Below are 24,705 nucleotides of genomic sequence, written 5' to 3'. Positions count from 1 at the left end.
CCCGCGCGGGCGGGTGTCAGCCCGCCCGGTCCAGTCGCCGCCCGAGCGCAACAAAGGCATAGATCAGCACCGGCACCAGCAGCGCCGACAGCGCGATCTTCGAAATCAGCTGGCCGACCAGCAGCGGACCGATCGGGAATTCGCCGTAAAAGGCGAGGGTGATGAAGATCAAAGTGTCGACGATCTGGCTGAGAATGCCCGCCACGCCGGCGCGCAGCCACAGCATCTTGCTGCCCTCGCCGCCGCGCATCGCGCTGAAGATGGTGACGTTGAGCGTCTGCGACACGCCATAGGCGACGATCCCCGCGCCCCAGATGCGCCAGGTCGTCCCCAGGATCAGCTGGATCGCGTCGCGATATTCCGGCCCCATCTTGGGCGAAGCGGGCAGCGCCCAGACCAGCCAGGACAGCAGCATCGATGCGAGCAGCGGGATGAAGCCAAACCGCACCAGCTGGTTCGCGGTCACCCGCCCGTGCAGTTCCGCAATCGCGCTCGACACGGCGACCAGCAGCAGGAAGGCGAAGATGCCCGCCTCTACCGCCAGCGGCCCCAATGCCACCTGCTTGTTACCCAGCACGCCCGCAATGCAGACCATGCCGCCGTAAAAGATCGAAAGGACGAAGAGCGAGCGCGTCAGCGGAGCCGGTGTGGTCATTGCGCTGCGTAACGCGGTTTTGTTGCTGACGGAAGCGTCTAGCGGTGCGCGCGCCACACGCTATGGTGCCACCCCGAATGCCGCGCGCAAGACGCGGCCCAAAGGGGTTTCCAGTTGAACAATCTTCCGATCGGCATTCTCGGCGTCGTCGCGATTCTCGCGATCGCCTTCCTGCTCTCCTCGAACAAGCGCGCGATTCGGCTGCGGGTCGTCGGCCCGGCCTTTGCGTTGCAGGCGGGGATCGCCTTCCTCGTGCTCTACGTCCCCGCCGGCCGCGCCGCGATCGAGTGGATGGCGAAGGGCGTGTCGGAGCTGCTCGGCTATGCGCAGGCGGGCACCGATTTCATCTTCGGTCCGCTCGCCCGGCCCGAAGTCGGCGGGCAGAGCTTCGCGATCGCCGCGCTGCCGGTCATCATCTTCTTCGCCGCGCTCGTCTCGGTGCTCTATCACCTCAAGATCATGCAGTTCCTGGTCCGCTGGATCGGCGGCGCGATCGAAAAGGTGACCGGGGTCAGCAAGGTCGAATCGCTGTGCTCGGCGGCGAACATCTTCGTCGGCCAGAGCGAATCGCCGCTGGTCATCCGCCCCTATCTCGCCAGCCTGACCCCGTCACAGCTGTTCGCGATCATGTCGGTCGGCATGGCGGGCGTCGCGGGGACAATCCTTGCTGCCTATGCGGCGATGGGGATCAACATCCAGTTCCTGCTCGCCGCCAGCTTCATGGCCGCGCCCGGCGGGCTGCTGATGGCCAAGATCATGATGCCTGACGAGCCTGCGACCAAGGCGGACGAACTCCCGCTCGAAGACACGCTGGTCGATGGCGAGGAAGCGGTGATCCGCGCGGTCGAGAATGAGGTGGACGAGGAACGCGCCGCCAACATCATCATGGCCGCCGCGATGGGCGCGCAGACCGGCGTCAAGATCGCGGTCGCGGTCGGTGCGATGGTGCTGGCCTTTGTCGCATTGGTCGCGCTCGCCAACGGCCTGCTCGGCACGGTCGGCGGTCTGTTCGGCTATCCCGACCTAACGTTTCAGGGGATCATCGGCACCGCCTTTGCCCCGGTGATGTTCCTCGTCGGCATTCCGTGGAACGAGACCGCTGCGGCCGGCGGCCTGTTCGGCACCAAGATGGTGCTCAACGAATTCGTCGCCTTCCTCAACCTCGGCCAGACTCAGGGGTTGAGCGAGCGCAGCACCGCGATCATCACCTTCGCGCTGTGCGGTTTCGCCAATTTCAGCTCGATCGCGATCCAGATGGCCGCGACCGGCAGCCTCGCCCCCAACCAGCGCCCGATGATCGCCAAGCTCGGGATCAAGGCGCTGCTCGCCGGCAGCCTCGCGAACCTGCTCAGTGCGGCGCTGGCGGGGCTGATGCTGCCGTGAATTAGCGCTTGCTCCTGACGTTACGTCAGCGGGTAGGATGCTACCCATGAGCGATCGGATGGAGATTGGTGAGGTTGCGCGGCGCACGGGTCTGTCGCTGCGCGCGTTGCGCCATTACGAACAGTGCGGAATCGTCGCACCGGGGCGCACCGCCGGCCAGCGTCGGGTCTATGGCGCGGACGACCTTTCCCGGCTGAATGCCGCGACTGCGCTGAAGCGGCTGGGCTTTCCGCTCAAGGACATTGCCGCGATGCTCGCCCGGGGGCCACTCGACCTCGGCCCGCTGATCGCCGCGCGGATCGCGACGCTGGAGGCGCAAGCGGCCGAGTTGGTGGCCTCCCGCGTGCTGTTGCTGTCGGTCCGCGCGCGCATCGATCGCGGCGAACCGATCGACATCGTTACGCTGTGCGCGCTGATCAGGACGGGCGAAGAGCCGGTCAATGCCGCCGACATGGCGACGATCGCCGCACGCTATCTGGATGTGAAGGATCGCGCCAATTTCGCAGCCAGCTGGGCTGCACTCCCCGCCGGTTTCGACCAGGCCAGCTATGCTCAGGCGTGGCGCGACCTTGGCTCCCAAATCGAAGCAGCGCTGCCGCTCGATCCCCGCAGCGCCGAGGCACAGGGCTTTGTCGATGCATGGATGACGTTGCTTCGGCCCTTCGCGCGCGCCGCCTCGCCACAGGTCTTTGCCGGCGTTGCGCGCATGTATGACGAAATGGACCAATGGGGCGACGCGGTCGATCCGGGCTTCAGCAAACAGGTATGGGATTTCATCAAGCTTGCCGCTGCGGCGCGCATGACGGGAGAAGTCAAATGAACACGTGGGTTCTGCTCGCGATTGCCATCGCCTTTGAAGTTGCGGCGACCAGCCTGCTCAAGGCGTCCAACGGGTTCAGTCGCCCGCTTTTTGGCGTCGCCTCGATCATGCTCTATTCGATCTGCTTCTGGCTGCTCGGCTTTGCCTTCACCCGCATTCCGATGGGGGTGGCCTATGCGATCTGGTCGGGCGTCGGGATCACGCTGGTCGCGCTGATCGGCGTGTTGTTGTTCCGACAGAGCCTGACGCCGGTCCAGATCGGCTTCATCGCGTTGATTGCGGTGGGGGCGGTCGGCCTCAACCTGTCGACCCCCGCCGAACCTCACCGCGTCGGCACCGGCTCCGCGCCCGAATAATCGTAAAAACCCCGCCCGGTTTTCCGCCCATACCAGCCGGCCTCGACATATTTGATCAGCAGCGGGGCGGGGCGGAACTTAGGGTCGCCAGTGCCTTCGAACAGCACGCGGGTGATCTCCAGGCAGGTGTCGAGCCCGATGAAATCGGCCAGCGTGAACGGCCCCATCGGGTGGTTGAGGCCAAGCTGAATCGCCGCATCGACATCGGGAATCGTCGCCACGCCCTCGCCGACCGCGAAGCACGCTTCGTTGAGGAACGGCATCAGCACGCGATTGACGATGAAGCCCGGCGCGTCGTTCGCGTGGACGATCCGCTTGTTCAGCGTCTTGCCGAACGCCTCGACCGCCGCGACCGTCGCGTCACTGGTGGCAAGGCCGCGGATCAGCTCGATCAGGCCCATGACCGGCACCGGATTGAAGAAATGCACGCCCATGAAGCGCGCAGGATCGGGCGCGGCCTGTGCCAGCCGGGTGATCGGGATCGACGAGGTGTTGCTGGCGAGGATTGCGGTGTCGCTCAGCACCTTGCCGGCATTGGCGAAGATGCTGCGCTTGATCTCCTCGCGCTCGGTCGCGGCTTCGATGACCAGATCGCACGGCGCGAAGGCATCGGTGCCGCCGACGCATTCGATATTGGCGACCGCCGCGTCGCGGGCATCGGCGGTGATCTTTTCCTTCTCGACCGCGCGCGCAAGCTGCTTGGCGATGCCCGCCTTGCCCTTCTCGGCGCGTTCGACGTCCATGTCGGACAGCAGCACGCGATAGCCCGCCTGCGCCGAAACCTGGGCGATGCCCGCCCCCATCTGCCCCGCGCCGATCACGCCAACCGTCTTCATCGCCATCTCCATCAAATCTGTTGCGCGCCTCCTACCGCGTCGCTGCGCGAACCGCTAGGATGCGCGCCATGCTGATCCTCGCAATGCTCGCACTCGCCCAGGCCGCCCCGCAACAGGGGCCGATGAAGACCTTTGGCGACTGGGTCGTCGCCTGCGACAATGTGAAGCGGTGCGAGATGACCTCGCTGCAGCCCGAGGGCGGCGATTGGTCCGACGACGGCTGGCAGATGGCGGTGACGCGTGAAGCCGGGCCGACTGGGGGATGGGAAGTCGAGCTGATGGGCGAGGACGCACCCGCCGGAATGACCGTACAGGTCGAGGGCGCACCCGCGGCCAGTGCGGCGGTGGTGTGGCGCGGCGATTCGTTCAGCGGTGCCGAAGCGCTGACGCTGGTCGATGCGCTGGCCAACGGCAAGGCAGTGGTCGTCCGCAATAGCGCCGGCAAGCCGCTCGGGCGCATCTCGCTGACGGGCTCATCGGCATCGCTGCGCTTCATCGATGCCGAGCAGGGCAGGGCGGGGACGACGACCGCTGCCATTGCAAAGGGTGCGAATCCCGCCAGCGCGGTCCCCGCTGCGCCACCGCTGCCGGTGATCGCCTCGACCCGTCCAGCCGGAACACCGGCCGTGCTGTCTCCCGCGCTGCTCGCACAGCTGTGGAACCAGTCGGACTGCGCCGAAAACTATGCGGGCGAGGCGCGGCCCGACGTTGAGCGTTACGCACTTGGCGGCGGCGCGACGTTGGCGCTGGTCCCGTGCGGTGCGGGGGCGTACAACTTCTCGAGCATCGCCTATGTTGTCCGGGGCGGGAAGGCGGAGATTGCCGCATTCGATTCGCCACCCGGATGGACCGCAGATGGCCCGCCGATGCTGGTCAATGCCGGGTTCGACCTGACGACCGGAGAATTGGGCAGCTATGCCAAGGGGCGCGGCATCGGCGATTGCGGCAGCGCGGAAACCTATGTCTGGGACGGCAGCCGGTTTCGCCTGACCGAGGCGCGCGCGATGGGTGAGTGTCGCGGATCGATGAACTGGCTCACGGTGTGGCGGGCAAAGGCCGTGCCGCGCTGATCAGTTCGGAGTTGGCAGCGCGATTTCGTAGAGCGAGGGCCAGTTCTTGCCAGTGACATAGAGCTTCCCGGTCTTCGCGTCATAGGCGATGCCGTTCAGCACCGATTCGCTGTCCGTCACCGGTACGGCCGCGGCCAGGTCGCGCAGGTCGATGACGCCGGTGATCACCCCGGTCGCCGGGTCGATCCGCACGATCAGATCCTGATGCCAGATATTCGCGAGGATCTCGCCGCGCACATATTCCAGCTCGTTGAGGCGGCGAATCGGGCGCCCCTGATAGGTAACGGTGATGCGTCGCTGCTCGGCAAAGGTGACGGGATCGAGGAAGCGCAGTTCGGGAGTGCCGTCGCTCAGGATCAGGCTCTTGCCGTCCTGCGTCAGGCCCCAACCCTCGCCCGAATAGCTGAACGTGCCGATCTGGCGCAGCGTGCGGCGATCCCAGCGAAATGCGGTGCCGTGCTTCCAGGTCAGGCTGATGATCGTGTCGTCCCAGCCGGTGCTGCCCTCACCGAAATATTCGCGCGGCAACCGCACCTCACGCCGGACCTTGCCGGTGAGCAGGTCGACTTCGCGCACCACCGATTCGCCATGCTGTCCGGTGCTTTCGAACAGCGCGCCATCGGCGAAGAACAGGCCCTGGGTAAAGGCATTGGCATCATGCGGATGGGTGGCGAGGATGCGCGCGGCCTCGACCGGCACCTCGGCGGGCGCAGGGGCGGGTGCTGTCGTCTGGGTTGGGCCGGGAGCCGAAACAACAGGGGCTGCCGCGGCCAATATGGCCAGGGCAGCCCCCGCGATGATCCCCCGTCCGGCGATGGTCAGCCGGAACATGGGACGTACTTTACGAGCCGGGCGTCAGGTTCACCGCGGCATATTTGCCGCGACGGTCCACCTCGAGCTCGAACTCGAGCCGATCGCCTTCGTTGAGCGTCGGCATGCCGGCGCGCTCGACCGCACTGATGTGCACGAACGCATCGGGCTGGCCGTCGTCACGCTGGATGAAGCCGAAGCCCTTCATGGCGTTGAAGAACTTGACCGTTCCGGTCGCCTTCTCACCCGTCAGCTGTCGCTGCGGGCCGCCCATGCCGCCGCCACCGGGGCCGCGCTCGGGACGATCGCTCCGCTCACGCGGAGGCCCACGGTCCTCGACCGGCATCGGCTCGCCGTCGATCTTGAGGTCGGTCGCGCTGATGCGCCCGCCACGATCGACCAGCGTAAAGCCCAGCGGCTGGCCTTCCGCCAGACCGGTCAGGCCGGCCTGCTCGACCGCGCTGATGTGCACGAACACGTCTTCGCCGCCGTCATCGCGGACGACGAAGCCGAAGCCTTTCTGCGCGTTGAAGAACTTTACGACGCCGGTGCCTTCGCCAACGACCTGCGGGGGCATGCCGCGGCCACCGCCGCCGCCGCCACCACCAAAGCCGCCGCCGCCACCGCCGCCAAAGCCGCCGCCGCCGCCGCGGTAACCACCGCCACCGCCGCCGCCGCCGCCGAAGCGATCGCCGCCGCCAAAGCCGCCGCGATCACCAAAACCGCCGCCAAAGCCACCGCGGTCGCCGAAGCTGCTGCCACCACCGAAATCGTCGCCGCCGAAGCCGTCGCGCTTGTCTCTGCCACGTCCGCCGCGCTCGCCGCGGCGCCCTCGATCAAAACTCATTGCCCTGTTCGTCTTCCCGGTTCGCCCATATTCGAATCGAACGGCTGACACCGGACGAAGGCGCAGCTATTCCGGCGTTTGCGACACGCCTATGGAATCGGACATAGACCAGATCGCGAAGATGCGCGAACATTTTCGTCGCGATTTTGGCACCGGTTCGACGGATACTTGCGCGACGCCGCGCGCGACGGCACAGAGGCGCCATGGATATCGCTGCGCTGATCACCGATCCGGCCGCCTGGGCCGCCCTCATCACCCTGATCGTGATGGAGGTGGTGCTGGGAATCGACAACCTGATCTTCATCTCGATCCTGACCAACAAGCTGCCCGAGCATCAGCAGCAAAAGGCGCGTCGAATCGGCATCGGCCTGGCGCTGGTGATGCGAATCCTGTTGCTCTCGATGATCTTTGTCATCGTCTCGCTCACCACGCCGGTGTTCGACCTCGGCATTCAGGGGGCGACTGGTCCGACCGGGGAGCCGAGCTTTGAAACCGCCTTCTCGTGGCGCGACCTGATCCTGATCGCCGGCGGCCTGTTCCTGTTGTGGAAGGCGACCAAGGAAATCCACCACACGATCGATCCGGTGCCCAGCGACCATGACGTGCTCGACAAGAAGCAGGTCGCGACGATGAACTTCGGTTCGGCGATCTTTCAGATCATCCTGCTCGACATGGTGTTCTCGGTCGATTCGATCCTGACCGCTGTCGGCATGACCGACGAGATCGCGATCATGTTCGTCGCGGTGATCGTCACCGTCATCGTGATGCTGATCGCCGCCGACCCGCTCGCCAATTTCATCAAGCGCAACCCGACCGTGGTCATGCTCGCGCTCGGCTTCCTGCTCATGATCGGCGCGGTGCTGATCGCCGACGGTTTCGGCGTCCATGTGCCCAAGGGCTATATCTACGCCGCAATGGCGTTCTCGGCGATGGTCGAGATGTTGAACATGGCATCGCGCCGCCGCGCCGAAAGGCGCGCTGGCGGCGGCGGTGCCTGATTCGCGGTTGTTGAGCGTTAAGCCATAACCGGCTAGGCGCAGGCGATGGCCGTTTATCTACACGAAGAAGATTTGCCCGAGGGTGTGTTCGCGCCGGGCGCCGATATCGCCGTCGATACCGAGACGATGGGGCTGATCACCCCGCGCGATCGCCTGTGTCTCGTCCAGCTGTCCGATGGCGGCCCGGACGAGCATCTGGTGCGGTTCGGCCCGAACAGCGACTATGCCGCGCCCAATCTGCGCGCGCTGCTCGCCGATCCGGCGCGGGTGAAACTCTATCACTTCGCGCGCTTCGATCTGGCCGCGATCCGCCATTATCTGGGCGTTACTGCCGCCCCGGTGTTCTGCACCAAGATCGCCTCGCGGCTCGTGCGCACCTATACCGACCGCCACGGGCTAAAGGATCTTGTGCGCGAATTGCTGGGTCAGGAAATCAGCAAGCAGCAGCAATCGTCCGACTGGGGCGGCCCGGTGCTGAGCGACGCGCAAAAGGAATATGCCGCGTCCGACGTGCGCTACCTGCACGCCATGCGTGAAGAATTGATCCGCCGCCTGGCGCGCGAAGGGCGGACGGTGCTGGCCCAGGCCTGTTTCGACTTCCTGCCGCACCGCGCCGACCTCGATCTCGCCGGTTGGCCCGAAACGGATATTTTCGCGCATGCGTGAGTTTGGTTCACAGCATCGGGAGCGCCGGCGCCGCTCCACTGAAGGTGTCACCTATGTCTGAAATCGCTGTCCAGGAACGCTCGCGGCGCAAGCGCTGGGCGCGGCCTGGCAGCAGCCATGACCGAATCGTGCGTACGCTGCTCGCGGTCCTGCCCGCCGGCATCGGCGTGCTTGGCGCGTTTCTGGTGATGGCGCCGCTGTTCATGGGCGGCGACGTGTCGTTCATGCTCGACAAGAACAAGGTCGATGTCGCCAGCGAGCGGCTGCGCATCCAGTCGGCGCGCTATCGCGGTGCCGATGCCAAGGGCCAGGCCTTTGTGCTTCAGGCCGGATCGGCGGTGCAGAAAAGCTCCGCCGAGCCGGTGGTTCAGCTCAACGACCTGACCGCCGGCATCCAGCTGTCGGACGGCCCCGCGCAGGTAAAGGCTGAAAAGGGCCGCTACGACATGGAGCGCGAACAGGTTGCGGTCGACGGCCCGATCCAGTTCCGCACCTCTGACGGATACCGGCTCGACACGCGCGATTCGACGATCGATCTCAAGTCTCGCGAGCTTACCGGAACCGGCAGCGTATCGGGCAGCACGCCGCTCGGGAACTTCAGCGGGGACAAGATGACCGCCGACCTCGACAAGCGGACCGTAAAAATAGAGGGCAATGCCCGCTTGCGGATCGATCCCAAGCGCGCAAATAGGTAACATCATGGCCCGCACGCCCCGCCCCCTGCTGATCGCCGCCTCTGCGGCCCTTGTCACCACCGCCCTGATCGGCGGCGCAGCGGTCGGCCAGTCGCGCCATGACTCGAGCGCGCCGATCGATTTCGACGCGCAGAGCATCGAACTGGACGATCGCGCAAATCGCGCGATTCTGTCCGGCGGGGTCAAGATCACGCAGGCGAACCTGACGCTCAACGCCGCGCGGGTGACCGTGTCCTATAGCGGCCAGGTCATCGACGGTTCGCCCGCCGCAACGCGCTTCGATGCGTCGGGCGGGGTCACCGTGACGCGGCCCGACCAGACCGCCCGCGCGCAATATGGCGTGTACGACATCAACCGCCGCGTCATCACGATGCTCGGCAATGTCAGCCTGACCCAGGGCGGCAACACCGTCAGCGGCGGACGGCTGACGCTCGACCTCGACAGCGGCCGCGCGTCGATCGACGGTTCGGGCGTTGGCACGACCCGTGCGCCCGATGGCACCGTGACCCGCTCTGGCGGGCGCGTTACCGGGCGCTTCACGGTTCCCGAGCGCAACTGATCGGGACGTCGGGGCGGATCGTCGCCCGCATCCATGCATAAAACTTGCCAAGTGACTGGGTGGTGAGGATTCGCTAAGCATCTCCTGCGATCAGGGAAGGCAGCATGGCAGACGTCGAGACACTGGAACCTGAAACCATCGATGCGAGCGCGCCGCCCGGGTCGGGACTGGCGGTCGTGTCGATCGCCAAATCCTATGACAAGCGCGTGGTGCTGTCGGATGTGTCGCTGACCGTCGGGCGCGGCGAGGTGGTCGGGCTGCTCGGCCCCAACGGTGCCGGCAAGACCACCTGTTTCTACTCGGTCATGGGGCTGGTGAAGCCCGATGCCGGGCGCATCATGCTCGACGGCAATGATATCACGCCGCTGCCCATGTATCGCCGCGCGATCCTGGGCCTTGGCTATCTGCCACAGGAAACCTCGATCTTCCGCGGGCTTTCGGTGGCGAAGAACATCTCGGCCGTGCTCGAACTGTCGGAGCCGGACAAGGCCGCGCGTGCGGGCAAGCTCGAAAAGCTGCTCGACGAATTCGGCCTGACCCGGCTGCGCGACGCCCCGGCAATGGCGTTGTCGGGCGGTGAGCGCCGCCGTGCCGAAATCGCCCGCGCGCTCGCCGCCGACCCGTCGATCATGCTGCTCGACGAACCGTTTGCGGGCATCGACCCGATCTCGATCGCCGATATCCGCGATCTGGTGAAGGAGTTGAAGACGCGCAACATCGGCGTGCTGATCACGGATCACAATGTCCGCGAAACGCTCGACATCGTCGACCGCGCCTCGATCATCTATGACGGCCGGGTGCTGTTCGCCGGGTCGCCGGAGGATCTGGTCGCGGACGCGAATGTCCGCCGCCTCTACCTCGGTGAGGGCTTCTCGCTGTGACTTTGGATGGCGGCACCGGCCCGCTCCCCCACCCGGCCACCCACAAGGTACACTCAATGGGTGGCCGGGTGGGGGAGCGGGCCGGTGCCGCCTGAACAAATAAAATGAGCCTCGCGCCGCGCCTCGATCTGCGCCAGTCGCAATCGCTGGTGATGACGCCGCAGTTGCAGCAGGCGATCAAGCTGCTTGCGCTGTCCAACCTCGAGATCGAGACGTTCATCGCCGAAGAGCTCGAGAAGAACCCGCTGCTCGACGCCGCGCGCGGCGATGACGAGCGTGGCGATGTCGCCGACCCCGGCGAACCGTCCGAACCGGTCATCGAACGCGATGGCCCGGCGGATTCGAGCGAACTCCTCACCTCCGGCGATGCGACCGGGGAAGCGGCGCTCGACGTCGATATGACCGCCGAAACCTTCCACCATGACAGCGCGGCGGATTCGGTCGGCGGGCTCGATGGCGGGCTCGGCATGGCCGGCACCGGGGCGGGGGGCGAGGACGGCCCGGATTTCGACAGCTTCTCCTCCCGCGATTTGAGCCTCGCCGAGCATCTGACGGCGCAGATCGGCGCGGTGATCGACGGCGCGGACCTGTTCATCGCCCTGCATCTGATCGATCAGATCGATGAATGCGGGTACCTCACCGCGTCGTTGCTCGATATCGCCACCCGGCTCGGCGTCCCGCTCGCACGCGTTGAGGCGGTGCTGGCGGTGATCCAGACGCTCGACCCGACCGGCGTCGGCGCGCGCGACCTGGCCGAATGCCTCGCGCTGCAGGCGAAGGAGGCGGACCGCTACGACCCGTGCATGGCGGCGCTGATCGCCAATCTCGACCTGCTCGCGCGCGGCGAGCTGGGGCGGTTGAAGCGCATTTGCGGCGTCGATGACGAGGATATGGCGGACATGATCCGCGAACTGCGCAGCTACGATCCCAAGCCGGGCTGCCGCTATGGCGGGGAAGCCGTGCCTTCCGTCACGCCCGACATCTTCGTGGCGCAGCGCGGCGCGGCCTGGGCGGTCGAACTCAACAGCGCCACGCTCCCGCGCGTGCTGGTCAACCGCGCCTACTATACCGAGGTGTCGTCCGGGCCACAGGACAAGTCGAGCAAGGCGTGGCTGTCCGACATGCTGGCCAGCGCCAACTGGCTGGTGAAAGCGCTCGACCAGCGCCAGCGCACGATCATCAAGGTGGCATCCGAGATCGTGAAGCAGCAGGAGGCGTTCTTCCGCCACGGCGTCAGCCATTTGAAGCCGCTGACATTGCGCCAGATCGCCGAGGCGATCGAAATGCACGAATCGACGGTCAGCCGCGTGACGAGCAACAAATATCTGTCGTGCGCGCGCGGGCTGTTCGAGCTCAAATATTTCTTCACCAGCGCGATCCAGTCATCGGAAGGCGGCGACGCGGTCTCGGCCGAAGCGGTCAAGAGCGCGATCCGCGCGCTGATCCAGGCGGAGGATCCCAAGAAAATCCTGTCCGACGACACGCTGGTGGAGATGCTCAACGCCAAGGGCTTCGACATCGCCCGCCGCACGGTCGCGAAATATCGCGAGGCGATGGGCATCGGCAGCTCGGTCCAGCGACGGCGGCAAAAGGCACTGGAGGGGGCGTAAACCCGTCGGCGTTTACCCTTCTTCCCCCCTCCCGCTTGCGGGAGGGGTCGGGGGAGGGCCTGTCGCTCCACGACGTCGCCTGTAGACAGGCCCTCCCCCCGCCCCTCCCGCAAGCGGGAGGGGAGCAGCAGGCAAATGCCAGAGCAGGCTACTCCCCCCGCCCAGCCTCTTTCGCAATCGCCCCCAGCTCCCGATCGAACAACCGCGCCGCCATCACCGCCGTCGCCGCCGATCGCGCGAAAAAATCCTTCGGGATCGTCTCGAAATCGTCGCTCGGCTGGTGATAGTCGGGATAATCCTCGACGCCGAGATAGGCGAAGGGGATGCCGCGCCGGTGGAACACGAAATGGTCCGACCCGGCGGTCCAGTCGTCGCTGCCCTTCCACGGCGGGCCGTCATGTCCGATCTTCAACGTGACCGGGGCCTCCCTCACCAGCCGCTCGAACCGCGCGCGCAGGAACGGGTAATGCTGCGCCCCGGCGACCCATAATTCGCCCTTGTCGCTGCGGCTCATCATGTCGAGGTTGAGGTTCATCGCGATCCGCTCCACCGGGACCGGCGGCGCCTCCAGAAACGCATGCGCACCATACATGCCCTGTTCCTCGGCATCCCATAAAGCGAAGATCACGTCATGCGTCGGCCGGTTGCGCGCAAAATCAGCAGCGATCTTCAGCAAGGCCGCGACACCGGATGCATTGTCGTCTGCCCCGTTCAGCACCTTGCCGTCACGCACCCCGAAATGGTCGTAATGCGCACCGATCACCAGCACCCGGTCGCTGCTCCCGGTCCCGCGAATCCGCCCGATCAGATTGACGCCGTTGAGCGTCTGATCCTTGTGCTTCGCGGTGAACGGTTGCGCGTATCCTTCCCCGAACGGCTCGATCCCGATCCCCTGCATCCGCGCGACGAGATAGGCGCGCGCCTTGGCCGATCCCGGCGAGCCGACCAGCCGCCCGGCCATGTCGTCGGCGGCGAGGATGCGGACATCCTCGAACAACTGCTCCGGCGATGCGGTGGCGGGAGAGAGCAGGGCAGCGGCGAGCGCAAGCGATCGAAGAAACATCGCCCCTGCTTTGCCACCAACCGTCTGCACCGCAAGCGAAAAGCTGAGGCGCGCGCTCCCGCAACATTTCCCCTGTTGCAGTCCGCCGCTTGCCCCGCCAAGCACGACGCATGACCAGCATCGGCATTTACGGCAGCCTCGGCCGCATGGGCACCGCGATCCGCGACATTCTGGCCGTTCAGGGCGTGCGCCTCGCCGGCGGTGCCGATGCGGGCGACGATCCGGTCGAACTGGCGCGCGCCGCCGATGCCCTGGTCGATTTCTCCACCGCGGCGGCGCTCGGCGCGCATCTCGCCGCCGCGCGTGATGCCGGCACGCCGATCGTGATCGGCACCACCGGCCTGACCGCTGCCGACCATGCCGCGATCGATGAGGCTGCGCGCGACATCGCGGTGCTTCAGACCGGCAACACCTCGCTCGGCGTCGTGCTGCTCACCCGGCTGGTGCGGGAGGCGGCGACCCGGCTCGGCCCCGATTGGGACATCGAGATTGTCGAGGCGCATCACCGGCACAAGCTCGATGCGCCGTCGGGCACTGCGCTGATGCTGGGCGAAGCCGCTGCCGCCGGGCGCGGCGTGCCGCTGGGCGAAGTCCGCGTCGCCGATCGCGCTGGTTTGTCGGGCGCGCGCGCGGAGGGGACGATCGGTTTCGCCGCGCTGCGCGGCGGCAGCATCGTCGGTGATCACAGCGTGATGCTCGCGACCGAGGGCGAGCGGATCGAACTGGCGCATTACGCTCAGGACCGCGCGATCTTCGCACGTGGCGCGGTGCGCGCGGCACTGTGGCTCGCGAACCAGCCGGCCGGGCGCTACTCCATGGATGCGGTGCTGGGCCTTTGAAAAAGGCGGACATATTCGCCTTTTTCGAACGGCTGGCCGCGGCCAACCCGCATCCTGAAACCGAACTCGAATCGGTCAATGATTATACGCTGCTCGTCGCGGTGGTGTTGTCGGCACAGGCGACCGATGCCGGCGTCAATAAGGCGACCCGCCGCCTGTTCGCCGAAGTCGATACCCCCGAAAAGATGGTCGCGCTGGGCGAAGAGGGGCTCAAGCAGCACATCAAGACAATCGGCCTGTTCAACAGCAAGGCCAAGAATGTCATCGCGCTCAGCGAAGCGTTGATCGCCCAGCATGGCAGCGCGGTGCCCGAGGACCGCGACGCGCTGGAACAACTGCCCGGCGTCGGGCGCAAGACCGCCAATGTGGTGATGAACGTCGCCTTTGGCCACGAAACCTTCGCGGTCGACACCCACCTGTTCCGCGTCGGCAACCGCACCGGCCTCGCCCGTGGCAAGACACCGCTGGCAGTCGAGAAAAAGCTGGAAAAGGGCGTGCCGCAGCCGTTCCGCCTCCACGCACACCACTGGCTGATCCTGCACGGCCGCTACATCTGCAAGGCGCGCACCCCCGAATGCTGGCGCTGCCCGGTCGCGGACCTGTGCGCGTTCAAGCCAAAGACGCCCGCGCCCAGAGCAGTGAAGCAGGCCACGGCTTAGGCTCGCGCGCGCCTAGCGCTTGGGCCCATGCGCCAGTTGCCAATTGGCATCGACATTGCCGAGAAACACGACGCGTCGGTCGCTCAGCACGGTCTTGGCGCGCGCGTCATAGTCGGTCGATTGCCCCGCATCGGCGAGGAGATAGCGCACCGCGTCGCGCCAATAGGTCCGCTGTTCCGCCGCATCGCCGCGGCACTGTCGCAGATGCAGCGCCAGGTTGATGTCGCCGATCACCAGGTTTGGCGACACGACGCCGGCCTCCCTGGCCCAGATCGCCCGCGCCTCCCGCGCCGCATCCAGCCCGTCACACGCCCCCATCGCCTTGCGATATTGTGCCCAGCGATTAAGCGCGGTCGCCAGATCGGGCGACCCGGCGGGAAACCGCGCTTTCGACAGCTGCAACGCCAGTTCCTGAAACGGCCCGGCCTGTTCGAGGCGACCCAGTTGCACCAGCGTGACGGCGACATTGCCGACTGACACGATCAGCAAATCGTCACGCGCCAGTGTGGCCTCATCCTTGCCCTGTCCCAGCCGCAGGGTCGTCGCCTCGATATGCGCGGCGAGCGCATCCTCGCGCCGATTGAGTTTGTCGAGGATGTAGCCGAGCGTGCTGAGAGCGCGCGCGATCAGCGGATCGTCCGCGCGCAGCGTCGCCTTGCGGATCGTCAGCACGCGGCGCGACATCACCTCCGCGTCGGCGAGCCGTCCGATCTCGGCGAGGGTCACGGCATAGTTTTGCAGCACGTCGGACAGGTCATTCTGCTCGCTGGTGCTCAACGACGCCATTTCGTCGATTGGCCTCGCCATGATCTGCGCCGCATCGAGCGCGCGGCCGCGCCGTAACAGCACGGTGGCAAGCGCGGAGTATAGCCGGACGCGCACCTTGATCGCCGCATTCGATGTCCCGTCGGCGCGGAGGATCGCCGCACGCAGTCCGGCTTCCGCCGCATCGAGATCGCCCAGATCGCGGTCATAGATCGCGATGTCACCCATGACGTCCAGCGTGGTGTCGCCGCGCTCGCCCTCAACCGCAATCGCGAGTGCCAGCGCCTCAACCGCTACCGTCCGTCCCTCCGGCAAGCGGCGTTGTTCGAACAGGCTGAGCGAAAGCAGATCGAGCGTCGCCAGCCGTGCCGCCCGTCGCGCCTCGCCCCCGCGCGCGTCGAGCGCAGCGGACTCGCGAAGCCGTGCTTCGGCCTCGGCATAGCGGGTCAGGTTCAACAGAGTCTGGCCTTCACGCCACAATGCGTCAGCCAGCTTCGCGGGGTCCCCCACGCGGCGCGCGACCGCGGTCCGCTCGATCGCGAACGGCAAGGCGTCGTCATAGCGCTTGAGCAGCCGCAGCGTCAGGTGCAGATCGGACAGCGCCTGTACGAGCGCGGGGTCGTCCACGGGTGTCGCCACCCGTCGCGCCTCAAGCACGGTGCGATAGAGCGCTTCCGCCGCGGCATAGTCGCCGGCGACGAACCGGCGGTCGGCGGCTTTGCTGCGCAAATCGGCGAGCTCGCGGTCCAGTGGCGGCAGGACCAGTTCGGCATAGCGCAGGGCGACCGCCAGCAGCTTGTCGTAATTGGTCGCGTCGCCGGCCGTATCGGCCATCCGGATCATGAACTTCACGATGTCGAGGCACGTGTCGCCCGGGTTGGGCGCCGCCATGCATTGTTCGAACGCCGGGAGGATAATCGCTCCGGCTCCGGGAAAATCGCGGGCCGCCAGCCTCGCCTCGGCAGCAGCCGGCACCGGGACGCGCTCAGCAGCGAGCGCGCCGGTCGAGATCGAAAACAGGGCGAACGTCAAAAGAATACGCATCCGCGCCGACCATAGCGACCGGGTACGCGTGCGCATCTGACAATCATGGTTTGAGAGCAGATCGGGGGAAGAGGCTGGCGCACCCGAAGGGATTCGAACCCCTGGCCTCTGCCTTCGGAGGGCAGCGCTCTATCCAGCTGAGCTACGGGTGCAGTACGGCTCCCCTAGCTTGCTCTGTAGCGCTCGGTCAACGCAAACCCGATCGATGGTCTTCCCGAAATCGCGACAGCATGCGTGAGCCAGTCGCCGGATCGCGCCGTCGCGCGATCCGGCGCGCGGGCATTACCCCTTGCGGCTCGTCTCGAACAGGAACCATGCGCGTTCCTCGGCCTGGTCGGTCCAGTCGTCGAGGATGCCGCTGGTGGCGTTGTCCTTGGCCTCGTCGACAATCTCCTTCGCCTCGCGCAGCAGCTCGACCAGCTTGAGGTTATCCTCACGCAGTTCGGCCAGCATCTTGTCGGCGCTGACGAAATCCGCGTCATTGTCCTTGATCGTCTGACGGCGGGCGATGTCGCCGATCGAACGCAGCGTGGTGTTGCCGGTCTTGCGCACCCGCTCGGCAATCGCGTCGGTGGTCGCCAGAATCTGCGCCGCCTGCTCGTCGAGCATCAGGTGATAGTCGCGGAAATGCGGCCCCGACACGTGCCAGTGGAAATTCTTGGTCTTCAGATACAGCGCATAGCTGTCGGCCAGGATCCCGTTCAGCGCGTCCGCGACGCTCTTGGTGTCGTTGCGGTTCAGATCGGTCGGCGTCTTCAGGTCGTTGGCGGTATCGGCCATGGTGAATGTCCCTCGCTGATAGTTGAGTCGGGTCTGTAACGACTCTCTACCATTTGGGGTCCATGCTGCCGGATGCAATTGCCCGATCAGGGTGATTGACCGGCTAGATCAGGCGCAGCGCCCCCGCGCCGATCACCGCGCCGACGAGCAACGCGAGCAGCCCAAAGCCGATGCGAAAGCCCCGAATCGGCAACTGGCGCCAGCTCAGCTCTCCCATCAACGCGGCCGCCAGGTTGACGACCAGGACCGCCGCGCACACACCCCCGAACGCAAACCATGGGCTTGGCCCGCGCACCCCCAGCGCCAGCGTGAAGAACTGCGTCGTATCGCCGAGCGCGAGGATGAACACGCCGAGCAGCGGGGTGGGGAATGCCCCGAGCCGCCAGCGCTCCAGCCGGTCGGGCGCTTTCAACCGCCACAACGCCCCCATCGCCGCGAACACCAGCGCGAGTGCGAGCAGCAATTGCTTGGCATTGGGGGTGAGCAGGGGAGCAATCAGCAGCGCGCCGGTCGCGGCGATGGCATTGCCCACCGCATGGGCGAACAGCGCGGCGAACGCGACGGTGAACGGGCGGCCATAACGATCGGCCAGGATCGCGACGAGCCAAGGCGAGCGATCTCCCGCCTGGACCAGCAATGCGGCGATGAACGCAGGGACCACCGCCTCCATGGGAGCCTTTCTAGCTGGCGAGACGGATCGAGCAAGCCGCGGCGAAGGCCGCGTCGGCGCGCGAATCGGTGCGCCCGCACGCCACCGCATCGCGCAGCAGCGACAGGCCGTCGGCGATCATCGGCCCGCGTTGCCCGGCCGCCAGCGCCGATTCGATCGCATGGACGATGCACACCGCCGGGGTCAGGCCATTGGCCATCGCGATGCGGCGAATCGCGTCGAGATCGGCGGCAAGGTCGGATGTGGCGGCGCGCGCGGCCCGCGTCGCGATCGAATCGATTCGCTGGTGCAGTTCGTTGGTCAGCACCCAATTCTGTCCCTGTGCCATGCCTGCCTCCCGTGTCGCTTCATCTCATGGCGGCAGCGTGCGACAACATGGTGAATAACTCGCTAAGGGCGGCTACGGGGTGTTTCGGGTGAGCGGGAAGGGCGCTTCGTTCGACCCCGAATCCTTCCCCGCGCTTGACATCGCCGCGCCAAACCGGCATGCGCCCCCTCCTGATAGCGGCCTGCCAGCGCGCGGCCGCTTTATTCGTTTTTGATAATTGCAGGACCAGGTCGATGGCCAAGCCGACTACCGTCAAGATCAAGCTCGTCAGCACCGCTGACACCGGCTTTTTCTATGTGACCAAGAAGAACCCGCGCAACCAGACCGAGAAGCTGAGCTTCCGCAAGTACGACCCGGTCGTGCGCAAGCATGTCGAGTTCAAGGAAGCGAAGATCAAGTAAGACCGGCGCCAGCCGATCTTACGCAGTCCCGGCGCAGGCCGGGACCGCCCACGGCACGCGGAGCCGCAGAAGGATCGCTTCTGCGGCTTTTTGTGTTTGGGTCGGGGCGTGTTTCAAATGCAAGCGGTAGGCGGGGTTCTGAGTCCCCGAGGCTATCGACAATTCAGTGTTGTATCCCCGGAATTGGGAGTATTGTGTCCCCAGAATTCTGGTGTCCCCGGAATTCTGTGGCCTGACCCTGGGTCACAGAGCGATGAAACTCGGCCCATTTTGAGCCAATCCTCTGGGCTTGACTTGAGATCACAAGCGTGGCTTATTCGAACACCGTGAACCTGGAACTTCCGGGCTCTTGTCGAACCTAGGGGGAAGCGGTGGACGATCTTGACAGGCCAATCGAAGGCCTAGCGGACCGCCCAACCGACTCCAGCTCTGCTATTTTTGCTCTTGAATTGTGACGGATTTCTTCGCCATCTTCCGGGTGACGAGCCTCATAATCGCACCCGACGTGCGGCGAATGAATCGCACAGCATCCCAAATCAACAGCATGAAGCCGAGAAGCGCGAGCACGCCAAGTGCAACTTCTAGGTGCTCTGACGCGTTTACCTGCGAGAGAAAAATGAGTGCTGCCGCTGAAGTATGGCTCGCATCAGCCGTTTTCAGCAGCAGTTCAGCTGCTTTGGTAGCAGCATGAATCAGGGGAGTAGGCATTCTATATCCTTTCCTTACCGGGTCTGGGTTTTAGAGTTTCTCCCCCGAGGCGTTGAGCAGGTTGCAGCCTGCTCAACAGGACGAGGGGTTCTGCGTGTTGGCTCAGGTCATGCGCGGGACCCCTTTTCTTTTGCGCCCCATTAATGGGGCCACCTCTGGACAGCGGTGTCAGTCCTTATTCGACGACATATCCACTTCCGTATTGGGAAAGATGACGCATTCCCGGCATTGCGGCAAGTCTGCCGTCAGCGCATTTTGAGTGAAATGACTTGACGCGCGCTCCCGGCCCGCCTATTGCAACTCATTTTTTTCATGGCTAATTGAGCATCCGCCTACTTTGAAGATGCTCAATCAAGCATTTGGCTTGCATCCCGTAGCTGATTTACGCATTCTGACGGTCGCTGATCGTTACGATTGCGACGAATTGAACTCGCGGTGTCTGATTGGCAACAAGGGGTCGCGGGGGCGGCTGACTATGACGAGGGGGATGGATGCATCGACAACAGCGCCCAGACGTGCTCTATTCGCGACGAGCCGTTCCGCCCGGTAGCGTCTCTTTTAACCAGTCCATCTGATGGCCATTTACCGATTGGAACCTGGCTTCACCGAAGCCCGGATTCGGTTTAAACGCGACCGAAACCTGCCGAGCCTCAAGGCCCATCTACGCGCGGCGATCAGCCGTGCTAAGCTCGACCGCCTAGGCTCCGATGATCCAGATAGCTCGATTCAGAATCAGACCCAGCGGCTGCTGGTTTACGTGATGCAAATGCACGAGGCGGAAGCTGCCGCTGTGGCAAATGCTGCCGCCACAATGTACACCGACATCGCGAAGCTGGTCGGGCAAACCGCAGCGGGGCTGAAGTGGCTTACCGACCGCTTCTGCGGGAGGTATCGGTACTTTCGCAAGCACGCCCCCGTCGAATATCTCGGGCTTAAAGTGGTAGAAGGGGCGATAAGCGTATTCCCGAATGAGAATGGCGAAGTCGTTTTCGAACATCGGTCGGAGGACTGGGGAGTGGAAAATCCAAAGCCCGAGCACACTGGGCTAGTATTCTATTCGTCCGGCAAGGTCTATTTCGCGGGCGGTCGAACGAAAATGCTGAGGCTGGCCGTAGTGAGGCTTTCGATCGAGGATGACCCACAAACGGCGATTATCGATGGGCTAGTTCTCTCGGTACGCAATAAATCTCCGGGCGTTCCCTTCGCTGCCCACGCAGTGCTGATCCACGAAGACAACCCCGAGCTTCTCGCATTTCGCGAGCCACCCACCTCTCCAGAGTTTGCCAACAGGCATCGACTCGATGAGCACTGCGACCCTCACGCTATGCTCTACATGTCCCTCTGAAAACGCCTGGGGGTGGAATTCCGGGACAATTCCGGGAACACAATACCTAACTTCCACCCCTCACCATGCGCGGACAGCCCAACCCCGGGCGCATACCCCCTACAACAACCCCTGCACCTCCTCCACAAACCGCATCACCGATATCGGCTTGGTCACATACGCATTCGCCCCCGCCGCGCGGATCCGCGCCTCGTCCTCCTGTCCCGCATAGGCGGTCACCGCCATCACCGGGATCGCCTTCAGCGCCGGGTCGCCGCGCATGCGGGCGATGATGTCGATGCCAGAAATGTGCGGCAGCTGGATGTCGGTGATCACCAGGTCGGGGGCAAAGCTGCGCGCGGTCGCCACCGCCTCGCGCCCGTCGCGTACCGGCATCGTCTCGAACCCGTGCGCGCGCAGCAGGTCGCAGAAAAGTTTGAGATTGAGTTCGTTGTCCTCGACAACCAGCACCCTTTTTGCCACGCGATCCCTTCGACGAACGATTGGCCAACGAACGATTGGGCGAAGCTCTAGGCGATGCGCAGCGCGGTGACAAATGAGGAGGCGGGGACGCTCGCACTGGGCGCTCTGGCCTGGGCCTTGTCCGATTCGGCGCGCGCGCACCGGCTGCTCGACCTGACCGGCCTGTCGCCGAACGACCTGCGCGCCCGCGCCGCCGATCCGCAGGTGCTGGCCGCCGTGCTCGGCTTTCTGGAGGCGCATGAGCCCGATCTGATCGCCTGCGCCGACGCTACCGGCACCACCCCCGCCGCACTCGTCGCGGCCCGCCACGCGCTGGAGACCGCATGAAGCCGCTCTTGATCTGCGACTGCGACGAGGTGTTGCTGCACATGGTGCGCCACTTCGGCACCTGGCTCGACGAAGCGCATGATATCGAGTTCGACCTGTCGAGCCATGACTGGGCGCGCGCGATGAAGCCGCGCGATGGCCGCGCGCTGACGCCTGAGGCGATGTGGGGCTATCTCGATGGCTTCTTCCCCGCCGAAATGGCGCGGCAGACATTGGTCCCGCACGCGCGCGAATCGCTGGAGGCGCTGTCGGAGCAGGCCGACATCGTCATCCTCACCAATTTGCGCGATCATTGCCGCGAACATCGCATCGCCCAGCTCGACACGCATGGCATCGTCCATCGCGTGGAGTGCAATCAGGGCGGGAAGGGCCGGCCGGTGGCGCAGCTGGTCGAGGAACATGGCGCCAGCGTCGCGGTGTTCGTCGATGATCTAGCGGTCCATCATCAATCGGTCGCGCAAGAGGCGCCCCACGTGTTCCGCCTGCATATGGTGTCGGAGCCGCGACTCGCGCCGCACGTCCCGGTTGCGCCGCACGCGCATGCTCGCATCGACGACTGGCGGGAGGCGCAGCGCTGGATTTCCGCGCGCTTCGCCGATGGCACGCCCGCACCCCAATCATAACCCCACGGAGACACCCCATGACCGACGTCCACGCCCGCCTCGCCGAACTCGGCCTGGAACTGCCCGAAGCCGCTGCGCCGGTCGCCGCCTATGTCCCCACCGTCACTGCCGGCGGGTTGATGCACGTGTCGGGGCAGCTGCCGTTCAAGGATGGCGTGGTGATGACCGGCCGCCTCGGCGAGGACCGCGACCTCGCCTATGGGCAGGAGGCCGCCGAGCGTTGCGCGCTGATGGTCGTCGCGCAGATCGGCAAGGCGCTGGGTGGCTTCGACCGGGTCGAGCAGATCGTGAAGCTCGGCGTATTTGTGAACTCGGACCCCGCTTTCACCGAACAGCCCCAGGTCGCCAATGGCGCGTCGGAGCTGATGGAAAAGCTGTTCGGCGAAGCGGGCCGCCACGCCCGCGCGGCGGTGGGTGTCGCGGTGCTGCCGCGCGGCGCTGCGGTGGAGATCGACGCGATTATTGCGGTCAAGTAACGGTCGCGTATGTTACAATCCTGTTGCGCCGCCGCAACAGCGGCGGTGCAATTGCGTGCGCCAAGCGAAATGGAATTGTGCAGCGCAACGAATTGCTGCAACTTTCGCTCGGTGGGAGGCAATAGCCGCGCCGGGACGTGCGTCCTGAGCCATGTGGCAGCCCTTTCACTGCAGGTGGGGACCGAAATCGCACCAAGACGAAAGGGATCCCATGCGTTTCACCAAGTCCATCGCCGGCGCGCTGCTGCTCGCCGCCACCGCCACCCCTGCCTTCGCGCAGGAAGAAACCGAAGCGCCTGACGCGTTCACGATCACCGGTTCGGCGACCGTCGTCAGCGACTATCGCTTCCGCGGCTTCAGCCAGACCAACGAAGAAGCGACCCTTCAGGGCGGCTTCACCGTGGCGCATGAAAGCGGCGCCTATGTCGGTACCTGGGGCTCGGGCATCGGGTTCAACAACGGCAGCGAAATCGACGTGTTCGCCGGCTTCGCCAAGGAAGTGACTTCGGGCCTGACCGCCGATATCGGCATCACCGCCTATCTCTATCCGGGCGCGTCGGACACGACGATCCTTGAGCCCTATTTCGCGCTGACCGGCACCGTCGGCCCGGCGACGATCAAGGGCGGTCTCGCCTGGGCTTGGGGTGGTCAGGACTCGCTCGGCGACGACAGCGCAATCTATGCCTATACTGACGTCGCGATCGGCATCCCGGACACGCCGCTGAAGCTAAAGGGCCATCTCGGCTATGCCAAGAGCGACAGCTTCCTCGGCGGTCTCGACGGCGAAGTGATCGACTATTCGTTCGGCGCGGAAGTGACCTGGAAGGCGCTGACGCTGGGCGTGTCCTACGTCAACACCGACGAGACCACCGCGCTCGGCTGGAAGGACGCGATCGGCGCGGACGGCGCAGTGCTGTTCACCCTCGGCGCGGCGTTCTAAACGCACCGGCACGACACAAAGCGAAGGGCCGCGGAACACTGGTTCCGCGGCCCTTTTGCTTTTCTGGCGCCCCCCCCCTTCGCTGAAGAGGGCGCGCAAACCCTCAGTCTTGCGGCGTCGGCGAAGCGGCCGGAGCGGGAGTGCCGCCCGCCTGGGTCTGTGCATCGCGGCCATCGCCCTGCGGCGCGGCGACGATGTCGCGGGTCGTGCTGCCCTTGTCCACCACGGCGGTGTCGGGGCTGCCCACGCCCGAACGGATGCCGACATCGGCCCCCGTGCGCGCACCGGCGGAATCGAGCGCGGCGCGTTCGGTCGCGCTGCGCGGAGCGCTGCCACCGAACAGGGCTTCCAGCGCCTGTTGCGCGGGACCGCCGGCATCCTGCGGACGCGGCGCACCCGGCTGGGGCGGGCGCATCGCGAAGTCGGGCGGGATGACCAGCGGCGCCTGACGCGCCACGGCGAATTCGTCGGGACGCTTGCGGTCGCCCAACAGGCTGCTGCCGCAGCTGGCGAGCAGGGTCGCCGCGCCGCATACAGCGACAACAAGCACGGACTTACGCATTGGCATTCTCCACAGGGGCGCCGGTGTCATCGGCCTTGGGTTTCTCACGCACGAACAGCGCCCGGATGAGCAGGATCAGGACGCCGATGGTAATCGCAGCATCGGCGACGTTAAAGACCAAAAAAGGGCGCCATTCGCCAAAGTGCAGATCGGCATAGTCGACGACATAGCCGAACCGCACGCGATCGACGATATTGCCCAGCGCGCCGCCCAGCACCAGCGCCAGCGCCAGCATGTCGTGGCGGTTCTGCTCCTTGAGCATCCACCAGCCCACGCCGCCCGCGATTCCCGCGGTCAGCGCGACCAGCGCCCAGCGCATCGTATCGGTCTCTGCGGCCAGCAGGCCCAGCGACACCCCGATATTGGCGACAAAGCGCAGGTCGAAGAAGGACACGACCTCGATCGCCTTGCCCGGTGCGTCGATGCCCAGCCCCTCGACCACCCATGCCTTCATCGCCTGATCGGCGACGAAGATCAGCAGGGCGAGGGCGAAGCCGATCGTGCGGTTGCGGTTCATCGATGCCATG

The 24,705-nt window shown here is 65.5% G+C and carries 31 protein-coding genes and 1 tRNA gene; 18 read left to right on the top strand and 14 right to left on the bottom strand.

The window, feature by feature from the left end; translation table 11 throughout:
* Window positions 1–16: 16 nt before the first annotated feature.
* Window positions 17–655, bottom strand: a complete 639-nt coding sequence (locus ACRYLO_RS11750; protein ID WP_294015044.1) for a queuosine precursor transporter — start codon at window positions 653–655, stop codon at window positions 17–19.
* A gap of 114 nt (window positions 656–769) precedes the next feature.
* Between ACRYLO_RS11750 and ACRYLO_RS11745 the strand changes: the two genes are divergently transcribed.
* Genes ACRYLO_RS11745 through ACRYLO_RS11735 form a run of 3 tightly spaced genes read left to right on the top strand, consistent with a single transcriptional unit; the run spans window position 770 to window position 3,214 of the window.
* The gene (locus ACRYLO_RS11745) at window positions 770–2,038 is read left to right on the top strand and encodes a NupC/NupG family nucleoside CNT transporter (protein ID WP_482660325.1); all 1,269 of its coding nucleotides are present in this window, start codon (window positions 770–772) and stop codon (window positions 2,036–2,038) included.
* Between the two features lie 46 nt (window positions 2,039–2,084).
* Window positions 2,085–2,858, top strand: coding sequence for a MerR family transcriptional regulator (locus ACRYLO_RS11740; protein ID WP_482660324.1), 774 nt, complete (start codon window positions 2,085–2,087; stop codon window positions 2,856–2,858).
* Entirely contained in the window at window positions 2,855–3,214 is a 360-nt protein-coding gene (locus ACRYLO_RS11735) for a DMT family transporter (protein WP_482660323.1), read from the top strand. The genes ACRYLO_RS11740 and ACRYLO_RS11735 overlap by 4 nt, the downstream gene beginning before the upstream one ends.
* Here the strand turns inward: ACRYLO_RS11735 and ACRYLO_RS11730 are convergent.
* On the bottom strand, window positions 3,181–4,050 hold the full coding sequence (locus ACRYLO_RS11730; RefSeq protein ID WP_482660322.1) for a 3-hydroxybutyryl-CoA dehydrogenase: 870 nt from the start codon (window positions 4,048–4,050) through the stop codon (window positions 3,181–3,183). The two genes, ACRYLO_RS11735 and ACRYLO_RS11730, sit on opposite strands and share 34 nt — an antisense overlap.
* Window positions 4,051–4,118: 68 nt before the next feature.
* Between ACRYLO_RS11730 and ACRYLO_RS11725 the strand changes: the two genes are divergently transcribed.
* Window positions 4,119–5,120, top strand: a complete 1,002-nt coding sequence (locus ACRYLO_RS11725) for a DUF1176 domain-containing protein (protein WP_482660321.1) — start codon at window positions 4,119–4,121, stop codon at window positions 5,118–5,120.
* Here the strand turns inward: ACRYLO_RS11725 and ACRYLO_RS11720 are convergent, their stop codons facing one another.
* Both ACRYLO_RS11720 and ACRYLO_RS11715 read right to left on the bottom strand, forming a co-directional pair.
* The gene (locus ACRYLO_RS11720; RefSeq protein WP_482660320.1) at window positions 5,121–5,951 is read right to left on the bottom strand and encodes a glutaminyl-peptide cyclotransferase; all 831 of its coding nucleotides are present in this window, start codon (window positions 5,949–5,951) and stop codon (window positions 5,121–5,123) included. It lies immediately after the preceding gene.
* 10 nt (window positions 5,952–5,961) lie between these two features.
* Window positions 5,962–6,777, bottom strand: a complete 816-nt coding sequence (locus ACRYLO_RS11715; protein ID WP_482660319.1) for a cold-shock protein — start codon at window positions 6,775–6,777, stop codon at window positions 5,962–5,964.
* Window positions 6,778–6,980: 203 nt separating this feature from the next.
* Here ACRYLO_RS11715 and ACRYLO_RS11710 point away from each other — a divergent pair, with 203 nt between their 5' ends.
* The 6 genes from ACRYLO_RS11710 (at window position 6,981) to rpoN (ending at window position 12,186) form a co-directional block, all read left to right on the top strand.
* The gene (locus ACRYLO_RS11710) at window positions 6,981–7,775 is read left to right on the top strand and encodes a TerC family protein (protein ID WP_482660318.1); all 795 of its coding nucleotides are present in this window, start codon (window positions 6,981–6,983) and stop codon (window positions 7,773–7,775) included.
* Between the two features lie 45 nt (window positions 7,776–7,820).
* Window positions 7,821–8,441 carry a ribonuclease D gene (locus ACRYLO_RS11705; protein ID WP_482660317.1) on the top strand — a complete coding sequence of 207 codons (621 nt, stop codon included), beginning with the start codon at window positions 7,821–7,823 and terminating at the stop codon, window positions 8,439–8,441.
* Window positions 8,442–8,494: 53 nt separating this feature from the next.
* Entirely contained in the window at window positions 8,495–9,136 is a 642-nt protein-coding gene (gene lptC / locus ACRYLO_RS11700; protein WP_482660316.1) for an LPS export ABC transporter periplasmic protein LptC, read from the top strand.
* A 4-nt stretch (window positions 9,137–9,140) separates the two neighbouring features.
* Window positions 9,141–9,695, top strand: a complete 555-nt coding sequence (locus ACRYLO_RS11695; protein WP_482660315.1) for an LptA/OstA family protein — start codon at window positions 9,141–9,143, stop codon at window positions 9,693–9,695.
* 104 nt (window positions 9,696–9,799) lie between these two features.
* The gene (gene lptB, locus ACRYLO_RS11690) at window positions 9,800–10,576 is read left to right on the top strand and encodes an LPS export ABC transporter ATP-binding protein (RefSeq protein ID WP_482660314.1); all 777 of its coding nucleotides are present in this window, start codon (window positions 9,800–9,802) and stop codon (window positions 10,574–10,576) included.
* Between the two features lie 104 nt (window positions 10,577–10,680).
* Window positions 10,681–12,186 (top strand): RNA polymerase factor sigma-54, encoded by a 1,506-nt coding sequence (gene rpoN, locus ACRYLO_RS11685; protein ID WP_482660313.1) that lies wholly within the window; start codon window positions 10,681–10,683, stop codon window positions 12,184–12,186.
* Window positions 12,187–12,334: 148 nt separating this feature from the next.
* Here the strand turns inward: rpoN and ACRYLO_RS11680 are convergent, their stop codons facing one another.
* Window positions 12,335–13,249 (bottom strand): M20/M25/M40 family metallo-hydrolase, encoded by a 915-nt coding sequence (locus tag ACRYLO_RS11680; RefSeq protein ID WP_482660312.1) that lies wholly within the window; start codon window positions 13,247–13,249, stop codon window positions 12,335–12,337.
* 110 nt (window positions 13,250–13,359) lie between these two features.
* On the opposite strand from ACRYLO_RS11680, the gene dapB reads away from it, so the two are divergent.
* Window positions 13,360–14,088 carry a 4-hydroxy-tetrahydrodipicolinate reductase gene (gene dapB, locus ACRYLO_RS11675; protein WP_482660311.1) on the top strand — a complete coding sequence of 243 codons (729 nt, stop codon included), beginning with the start codon at window positions 13,360–13,362 and terminating at the stop codon, window positions 14,086–14,088.
* Window positions 14,085–14,747: an endonuclease III gene (gene nth / locus ACRYLO_RS11670; protein ID WP_482660310.1), complete on the top strand. Its 663-nt coding sequence runs from the start codon at window positions 14,085–14,087 to the stop codon at window positions 14,745–14,747. The genes dapB and nth overlap by 4 nt, the downstream gene beginning before the upstream one ends.
* 12 nt (window positions 14,748–14,759) lie before the next feature.
* Here the strand turns inward: nth and ACRYLO_RS11665 are convergent, their stop codons facing one another.
* The 5 genes from ACRYLO_RS11665 to ACRYLO_RS11645 all read right to left on the bottom strand — a co-directional run bounded on the left by ACRYLO_RS11665 (window position 14,760) and on the right by ACRYLO_RS11645 (window position 18,334).
* Complete coding sequence (locus ACRYLO_RS11665; protein WP_482660309.1) at window positions 14,760–16,592, bottom strand: tetratricopeptide repeat protein; 1,833 nt, start codon at window positions 16,590–16,592, stop codon at window positions 14,760–14,762.
* Between the two features lie 39 nt (window positions 16,593–16,631).
* Window positions 16,632–16,708 (bottom strand) — tRNA-Arg (locus ACRYLO_RS11660).
* Between the two features lie 130 nt (window positions 16,709–16,838).
* Window positions 16,839–17,336 (bottom strand): Dps family protein, encoded by a 498-nt coding sequence (locus ACRYLO_RS11655; RefSeq protein ID WP_482660308.1) that lies wholly within the window; start codon window positions 17,334–17,336, stop codon window positions 16,839–16,841.
* Between the two features lie 103 nt (window positions 17,337–17,439).
* A complete protein-coding gene (locus tag ACRYLO_RS11650) occupies window positions 17,440–18,006 on the bottom strand; it encodes a TMEM165/GDT1 family protein (RefSeq protein WP_482660307.1) in 567 nt (188 codons plus the stop codon).
* Between the two features lie 10 nt (window positions 18,007–18,016).
* The gene (locus tag ACRYLO_RS11645) at window positions 18,017–18,334 is read right to left on the bottom strand and encodes a hypothetical protein (RefSeq protein ID WP_482660306.1); all 318 of its coding nucleotides are present in this window, start codon (window positions 18,332–18,334) and stop codon (window positions 18,017–18,019) included.
* A 233-nt stretch (window positions 18,335–18,567) separates the two neighbouring features.
* On the opposite strand from ACRYLO_RS11645, the gene rpmG reads away from it, so the two are divergent.
* Window positions 18,568–18,735 (top strand): 50S ribosomal protein L33, encoded by a 168-nt coding sequence (rpmG, locus tag ACRYLO_RS11640; protein ID WP_066664926.1) that lies wholly within the window; start codon window positions 18,568–18,570, stop codon window positions 18,733–18,735.
* Window positions 18,736–19,167: 432 nt separating this feature from the next.
* Here the strand turns inward: rpmG and ACRYLO_RS11635 are convergent, their stop codons facing one another.
* Entirely contained in the window at window positions 19,168–19,443 is a 276-nt protein-coding gene (locus tag ACRYLO_RS11635; protein ID WP_482660305.1) for a hypothetical protein, read from the bottom strand.
* Between the two features lie 574 nt (window positions 19,444–20,017).
* Between ACRYLO_RS11635 and ACRYLO_RS11630 the strand changes: the two genes are divergently transcribed.
* Window positions 20,018–20,788, top strand: a complete 771-nt coding sequence (locus ACRYLO_RS11630; RefSeq protein WP_482660304.1) for a hypothetical protein — start codon at window positions 20,018–20,020, stop codon at window positions 20,786–20,788.
* Between the two features lie 99 nt (window positions 20,789–20,887).
* On the opposite strand, the gene ACRYLO_RS11625 is transcribed toward ACRYLO_RS11630, so the two are convergent.
* The gene (locus tag ACRYLO_RS11625) at window positions 20,888–21,250 is read right to left on the bottom strand and encodes a response regulator (RefSeq protein WP_294015083.1); all 363 of its coding nucleotides are present in this window, start codon (window positions 21,248–21,250) and stop codon (window positions 20,888–20,890) included.
* Window positions 21,251–21,304: 54 nt separating this feature from the next.
* On the opposite strand from ACRYLO_RS11625, the gene ACRYLO_RS11620 reads away from it, so the two are divergent.
* From ACRYLO_RS11620 to ACRYLO_RS11605, 4 genes are all read left to right on the top strand, one after another.
* Entirely contained in the window at window positions 21,305–21,577 is a 273-nt protein-coding gene (locus tag ACRYLO_RS11620) for a DUF3572 family protein (protein ID WP_482660303.1), read from the top strand.
* Window positions 21,574–22,200, top strand: a complete 627-nt coding sequence (locus ACRYLO_RS11615; RefSeq protein WP_482660302.1) for an HAD family hydrolase — start codon at window positions 21,574–21,576, stop codon at window positions 22,198–22,200. The genes ACRYLO_RS11620 and ACRYLO_RS11615 overlap by 4 nt, the downstream gene beginning before the upstream one ends.
* A gap of 17 nt (window positions 22,201–22,217) precedes the next feature.
* Window positions 22,218–22,676 (top strand): RidA family protein, encoded by a 459-nt coding sequence (locus ACRYLO_RS11610; RefSeq protein WP_482660301.1) that lies wholly within the window; start codon window positions 22,218–22,220, stop codon window positions 22,674–22,676.
* A 211-nt stretch (window positions 22,677–22,887) separates the two neighbouring features.
* Window positions 22,888–23,616: a TorF family putative porin gene (locus ACRYLO_RS11605; RefSeq protein ID WP_482660300.1), complete on the top strand. Its 729-nt coding sequence runs from the start codon at window positions 22,888–22,890 to the stop codon at window positions 23,614–23,616.
* A 103-nt stretch (window positions 23,617–23,719) separates the two neighbouring features.
* Here the strand turns inward: ACRYLO_RS11605 and ACRYLO_RS11600 are convergent, their stop codons facing one another.
* Window positions 23,720–24,178 (bottom strand): DUF3035 domain-containing protein, encoded by a 459-nt coding sequence (locus ACRYLO_RS11600; RefSeq protein WP_482660299.1) that lies wholly within the window; start codon window positions 24,176–24,178, stop codon window positions 23,720–23,722.
* Window positions 24,171–24,704: a signal peptidase II gene (gene lspA / locus ACRYLO_RS11595; RefSeq protein ID WP_482661734.1), complete on the bottom strand. Its 534-nt coding sequence runs from the start codon at window positions 24,702–24,704 to the stop codon at window positions 24,171–24,173. The genes ACRYLO_RS11600 and lspA overlap by 8 nt, the downstream gene beginning before the upstream one ends.
* Between the last annotated feature and the right edge of the window lies 1 nt (window position 24,705).

The sequence above is a fragment of the Sphingomonas sp. SDUR79 genome (assembly GCF_056821745.1).
This window is presented reverse-complemented; position numbering and strand designations above follow the sequence as displayed.

What these genes read in the sequence shown, in the direction of transcription:
- ACRYLO_RS11650 (WP_482660307.1), bottom strand. Translation starts at nt 18,006, where the DNA reads ATGGAGGCGGTGGTCCCTGCGTTCATCGCCGCATTGCTGGTCCAGGCG.
- lptC (WP_482660316.1), top strand. Translation starts at nt 8,495, where the DNA reads ATGTCTGAAATCGCTGTCCAGGAACGCTCGCGGCGCAAGCGCTGGGCG.
- ACRYLO_RS11730 (WP_482660322.1), bottom strand. Translation starts at nt 4,050, where the DNA reads ATGAAGACGGTTGGCGTGATCGGCGCGGGGCAGATGGGGGCGGGCATC.
- ACRYLO_RS11630 (WP_482660304.1), top strand. Translation starts at nt 20,018, where the DNA reads ATGGCCATTTACCGATTGGAACCTGGCTTCACCGAAGCCCGGATTCGG.
- ACRYLO_RS11710 (WP_482660318.1), top strand. Translation starts at nt 6,981, where the DNA reads ATGGATATCGCTGCGCTGATCACCGATCCGGCCGCCTGGGCCGCCCTC.
- ACRYLO_RS11725 (WP_482660321.1), top strand. Translation starts at nt 4,119, where the DNA reads ATGCTGATCCTCGCAATGCTCGCACTCGCCCAGGCCGCCCCGCAACAG.
- ACRYLO_RS11600 (WP_482660299.1), bottom strand. Translation starts at nt 24,178, where the DNA reads ATGCGTAAGTCCGTGCTTGTTGTCGCTGTATGCGGCGCGGCGACCCTG.
- rpoN (WP_482660313.1), top strand. Translation starts at nt 10,681, where the DNA reads ATGAGCCTCGCGCCGCGCCTCGATCTGCGCCAGTCGCAATCGCTGGTG.
- ACRYLO_RS11655 (WP_482660308.1), bottom strand. Translation starts at nt 17,336, where the DNA reads ATGGCCGATACCGCCAACGACCTGAAGACGCCGACCGATCTGAACCGC.
- ACRYLO_RS11610 (WP_482660301.1), top strand. Translation starts at nt 22,218, where the DNA reads ATGACCGACGTCCACGCCCGCCTCGCCGAACTCGGCCTGGAACTGCCC.
- ACRYLO_RS11605 (WP_482660300.1), top strand. Translation starts at nt 22,888, where the DNA reads ATGCGTTTCACCAAGTCCATCGCCGGCGCGCTGCTGCTCGCCGCCACC.
- ACRYLO_RS11750 (WP_294015044.1), bottom strand. Translation starts at nt 655, where the DNA reads ATGACCACACCGGCTCCGCTGACGCGCTCGCTCTTCGTCCTTTCGATC.
- ACRYLO_RS11680 (WP_482660312.1), bottom strand. Translation starts at nt 13,249, where the DNA reads ATGTTTCTTCGATCGCTTGCGCTCGCCGCTGCCCTGCTCTCTCCCGCC.
- dapB (WP_482660311.1), top strand. Translation starts at nt 13,360, where the DNA reads ATGACCAGCATCGGCATTTACGGCAGCCTCGGCCGCATGGGCACCGCG.
- lspA (WP_482661734.1), bottom strand. Translation starts at nt 24,704, where the DNA reads ATGGCATCGATGAACCGCAACCGCACGATCGGCTTCGCCCTCGCCCTG.
- ACRYLO_RS11620 (WP_482660303.1), top strand. Translation starts at nt 21,305, where the DNA reads ATGCGCAGCGCGGTGACAAATGAGGAGGCGGGGACGCTCGCACTGGGC.
- ACRYLO_RS11720 (WP_482660320.1), bottom strand. Translation starts at nt 5,951, where the DNA reads ATGTTCCGGCTGACCATCGCCGGACGGGGGATCATCGCGGGGGCTGCC.
- ACRYLO_RS11695 (WP_482660315.1), top strand. Translation starts at nt 9,141, where the DNA reads ATGGCCCGCACGCCCCGCCCCCTGCTGATCGCCGCCTCTGCGGCCCTT.
- ACRYLO_RS11715 (WP_482660319.1), bottom strand. Translation starts at nt 6,777, where the DNA reads ATGAGTTTTGATCGAGGGCGCCGCGGCGAGCGCGGCGGACGTGGCAGA.
- ACRYLO_RS11635 (WP_482660305.1), bottom strand. Translation starts at nt 19,443, where the DNA reads ATGCCTACTCCCCTGATTCATGCTGCTACCAAAGCAGCTGAACTGCTG.
- ACRYLO_RS11645 (WP_482660306.1), bottom strand. Translation starts at nt 18,334, where the DNA reads ATGGCACAGGGACAGAATTGGGTGCTGACCAACGAACTGCACCAGCGA.
- lptB (WP_482660314.1), top strand. Translation starts at nt 9,800, where the DNA reads ATGGCAGACGTCGAGACACTGGAACCTGAAACCATCGATGCGAGCGCG.
- ACRYLO_RS11740 (WP_482660324.1), top strand. Translation starts at nt 2,085, where the DNA reads ATGAGCGATCGGATGGAGATTGGTGAGGTTGCGCGGCGCACGGGTCTG.
- ACRYLO_RS11735 (WP_482660323.1), top strand. Translation starts at nt 2,855, where the DNA reads ATGAACACGTGGGTTCTGCTCGCGATTGCCATCGCCTTTGAAGTTGCG.
- ACRYLO_RS11705 (WP_482660317.1), top strand. Translation starts at nt 7,821, where the DNA reads ATGGCCGTTTATCTACACGAAGAAGATTTGCCCGAGGGTGTGTTCGCG.
- ACRYLO_RS11665 (WP_482660309.1), bottom strand. Translation starts at nt 16,592, where the DNA reads ATGCGCACGCGTACCCGGTCGCTATGGTCGGCGCGGATGCGTATTCTT.
- ACRYLO_RS11615 (WP_482660302.1), top strand. Translation starts at nt 21,574, where the DNA reads ATGAAGCCGCTCTTGATCTGCGACTGCGACGAGGTGTTGCTGCACATG.
- rpmG (WP_066664926.1), top strand. Translation starts at nt 18,568, where the DNA reads ATGGCCAAGCCGACTACCGTCAAGATCAAGCTCGTCAGCACCGCTGAC.